The organism is bacterium (assembly GCA_021372535.1).
Lineage (GTDB): Bacteria > Latescibacterota > Latescibacteria > Latescibacterales > Latescibacteraceae > JAFGMP01.
Map to the genome: position 1 here is coordinate 1 of JAJFUH010000233.1, position 3,809 is coordinate 3,809.

The following is a 3,809-nucleotide window of genomic DNA, read 5'->3' on the forward strand; positions in this document are numbered from 1 at the left end:
CAAAGGAAGTAACATGTATAAAAAAGTGTTCTTTAAAAAATGGGGGGTTGCCGGTATATGTCTGATATCCCTTGAATAAAACCTTTTTTATCCGTATATTACTGATGTTTAGAAGTTTGTTTAACCAAATATAAACAGGACATAAGAATGAACAATATAAACAAGTGAGGTTACGATGGCACGGGAGAAACAGAGAGACCTGTTGAAGGTGGTCATGGCCGATTTTAACGAGGCATCTGACCTTTTGAATCTTGATCCGAATATCCGCGAGCGTCTTGCCCATCCGCGGCGTATAATCATAGTTTCCTGCCCGATTAACATGGATGACGGCACGGTGAGGTCGTTCGAGGGCTATCGCGTTCAGTATAACATATCGCGCGGACCGGCAAAAGGCGGAATCCGTTTCCATCCCGAGGTGGACCTTAATGAAACCGTCGCGCTTGCCGCGCTTATGACATGGAAGTGCGCGGTGGTGAATATCCCGTATGGCGGCGCGAAAGGCGGTGTCCGTGTCGATCCTCACCAGCTTTCGATAGGTGAAGTTGAAAACCTCACCCGCCGGTATACATGGGAAATTTCTCCCATGATCGGTCCTGAAAAGGATATTCCCGCTCCGGATATGAATACGAATGCGACTCACATGGCATGGATTATGGATACATACAGCATCATCAAGGGTTATTCAGTCCCCGGAGTGGTCACCGGAAAACCCTTAAGCATCGGCGGTTCGGCTGGACGTCAGGAAGCGACCGGCCGCGGTGTCGTATTCACCATCATCGAAGCGGCAGAGGAGCTCGGTTTCGATCTCAGCAAAAAGACCGCGGCTGTTCAGGGTTTCGGGAATGTCGGTTCGGTTGCGGCAAAGCTGCTTTCAAAAACGGGGTGTAAAGTCGTTGCGGTATCCGATGAAAGAAGCGGAATCTATTCGAAAAAGGGCCTCGATATAGAAAAAGTACTGGCGTACACCAAAGAACACGAGTGGATCGAGGGATATCCGGAAGCCGATGCGATTACGAATGCCGAACTGCTCGTCCTCAACTGCGACATCCTGATTCCTGCCGCGCTCGGCGGCCAGATAACGGAGGACAATGCGCCGAAAGTCCGCGCATCGATGATTGTGGAAGGTGCAAACGGCCCGCTGACCAACGATGCGGATAAAATCCTCAACGATAAAAAGGTTTTCGTCATTCCGGATATTCTCGCAAACGCCGGCGGTGTCGTCGTTTCCTATTTTGAATGGGTGCAGGACCTTCAGGCGTTTTTCTGGCATGAAAAAGAAATTAATGATAAATTGCGGAGCATTATGCGCAATGCTTACCATTCCGTGCGGAATATTGCCAAGGAAAAGAAGGTTACAAACAGACAGGCGGCACTTATGCTTGGTATCGGCAGAGTTGCGGAATGTGCCCGTGTCCGCGGTCTGAGACCTTAAAGTTCCGGTTTACCAAAATTCCATAGCCGTTAAGTGCCGCCTGATAATGTGTCCGGAGTCGATCAGTATTTTCTGATAAGACCGATGACTTTTCCGGCAATCTGAAGATCGGGAGAATTTTTCCTGATAGACCGTACTTCATACGCTTCGTTTTCCGGAATCAGGAGAACCTTGTCACCCTTTGTGTCAAACCGTTTGACCGTGATCTCGTCTCCGATAATAAACACGACAATCTCACCGGGTTCGGCTGTGTGCTGACGTCTTGCAAGAACATAATCGCCGTCGATGATTCCGGCTCCCAGCATGCTGTCTCCCTGAACCTTGAGCGCAAACACTTTTTTGGTCGGGATGAACGAATCGTCTATCGCGAGCATCCCTTCAATGTTTTCCGCAGCGAATATCGGTTCACCTGCGGCAACTTTACCGACAATGGGAATATAGCCGACTTCGGTATCGCTCTGGGGTACCTTCGGAGCGTTGAGAAGCTCGATCCCCCTCGAAAGCCACGGTCTTCGAATTATATAGCTCTTCTTCTCAAGTGCTGCCAGATTAACCCGAACACCGTTGGTTGAGCTGATTCCGAACTCGTTTCCGATTTCTCTGAGTGTCGGTGGATATCCTCGCTTCTGCATGAAGCTTTCGATAAAATCGAGGATTTCTTGCTGCCTTTTCGTTAAGATTTTTTTCATTTCTCTCCCCCGAAAGAAATACGTTTAAGTTAATTAAACCATACGAGCACTACTGATTATACTTTTTAACAGGAAAAAAGAAACAATATTTATTTTCATTCGTCATATAAATACTTATGGGAAATATATGCAATGTTCAAATAAAGTCTATAATATTTTTTTTGATTTTTAAAAAATCTTTTTTAAAAGCATAATAATACACAGTATAACAATAACATATGCAATGTGCATGTTTTTTTAATATTTCTGAAAAGGATGTTCTGATGAACAAAAATATTCATACAATGCTGTCCGGACTGCATGAAAAAATTTCCGGATACGGCCGGGTTGCGATAGCATTTTCAGGCGGTGTGGACAGTACGTTTCTTGCAAAAGCGGCATATGATGCGCTCGGTGACAGTGCTATAGCATTGACCGTTGATTCCGAGGCTTATCCTCCCGAAAGCATCGGAGAAACCCGTATTCTGGCGCGTCATATCGGTATTCAACTCTTAGAAATACCGGCGAAAGCGTGTGATATCCCGGGATTCAGAGATAACGAGCCGGATCGCTGCTACCATTGTAAAAAAGCCCTTTTTACCACAATGCTCAAGCACGCGAACGAAAAGGGGTTCGGCATACTTATGGATGGTTCAAATGCGGACGATGTCAATGATTATCGTCCCGGAATGCGCGCGCTCGATGAGCTTGATATTAAAAGCCCGCTCCGTGAGTTGGGATTCACGAAGGACGATATCCGCGCGCTCAGCAAAGAGCTCGGCCTGCCCACCTGGAACCGTCAGTCCTATGCCTGCCTTGCGTCACGATTCCCGTACGGAGAGAAATTAACCCCGGAACTCCTTGAAAAAGCATGGAAGGCAGAGGCGATTATACGGGATATGGGGATTACAAAATTCCGTGTCCGCAATCACGGCTCCATCGCGCGGATCGAGCTGGATCCGGAAGATATGGCTGTTGTATTGAAGCAGGAAAACCGCGAGAGAATTATCAACCATATGAAATCCCTCGGATACAGGTATATTACCATCGATTTGCAGGGTTACCGCACGGGAAGCATGAATGAAGTTCTGAAGATTTGAACGGTTGAAACGGCAGCCTCCGGATAATCAGTCTCACGCATTCTTCAGGTAAATAACAGAAAGCATTTTTCCTTATGTAACAGCGCTCGTGTATAATCTGTGATATACATGGCGCGCATGGTATTACGGTTATTCCGTATCCACAGCAGTGTATCCCAATCAAAGGTTTTTAAAAGAGTTGTGATAAACACCATTTATGTGGATATAAATTGTCAAGGGGCGGCACGAAGTGCCGATCCCCGATTAATGATTCGGGGACATATTTACATGCTGTTGACCCCCCAAAATCCACGATGAATTTTTTGTAATAATATTGTATAACACCCTTTGGAGCTTCTGATGTAAAAACCCCATTGAAAAGCCCGTGGAAACAGGCTTTTCACGGGGTGCCCTTTCCTTGGTTACTTCCTTTGGGCACGCAAAGGAAGTAACAGCTAAAATAGTGTTCTTAAAAATGTGGGGCTTCATATAACAAATTCACTTGGCTCCCCCAAAAATCCACAATGACAATTTCATTGTAATGAATTGATTATGAACAGCATAACACCTTTCGGAATTTCCGATTTTTCAACCCCATTGAAAAGCCCCGCGGTCACAAGCGTTTTTCGG

Annotated in this window: 3 protein-coding genes; 2 read left to right on the forward strand and 1 reads right to left on the reverse strand. The window is 46.2% G+C overall.

What is annotated here, in order from left to right; all coding sequences use genetic code 11:
• Positions 1 to 175: 175 nt before the first annotated feature.
• The gene (locus LLG96_20030; protein MCE5252497.1) at positions 176 to 1,432 is read left to right on the forward strand and encodes a Glu/Leu/Phe/Val dehydrogenase; all 1,257 of its coding nucleotides are present in this window, start codon (positions 176 to 178) and stop codon (positions 1,430 to 1,432) included.
• Positions 1,433 to 1,494: 62 nt separating this feature from the next.
• Here the strand turns inward: LLG96_20030 and lexA are convergent, their stop codons facing one another.
• Positions 1,495 to 2,121 carry a transcriptional repressor LexA gene (lexA, locus tag LLG96_20035; protein ID MCE5252498.1) on the reverse strand — a complete coding sequence of 209 codons (627 nt, stop codon included), beginning with the start codon at positions 2,119 to 2,121 and terminating at the stop codon, positions 1,495 to 1,497.
• Positions 2,122 to 2,384: 263 nt separating this feature from the next.
• On the opposite strand from lexA, the gene larE reads away from it, so the two are divergent.
• Positions 2,385 to 3,200: an ATP-dependent sacrificial sulfur transferase LarE gene (gene larE, locus LLG96_20040; GenBank protein MCE5252499.1), complete on the forward strand. Its 816-nt coding sequence runs from the start codon at positions 2,385 to 2,387 to the stop codon at positions 3,198 to 3,200.
• Positions 3,201 to 3,809 lie beyond the last annotated feature (609 nt).

Excerpts from the sequence above, each read along its gene's own strand:
- larE (MCE5252499.1), top strand. The coding sequence starts at position 2,385 with ATGAACAAAAATATTCATACAATGCTGTCCGGACTGCATGAAAAAATT.
- lexA (MCE5252498.1), bottom strand. The coding sequence starts at position 2,121 with ATGAAAAAAATCTTAACGAAAAGGCAGCAAGAAATCCTCGATTTTATC.
- LLG96_20030 (MCE5252497.1), top strand. The coding sequence starts at position 176 with ATGGCACGGGAGAAACAGAGAGACCTGTTGAAGGTGGTCATGGCCGAT.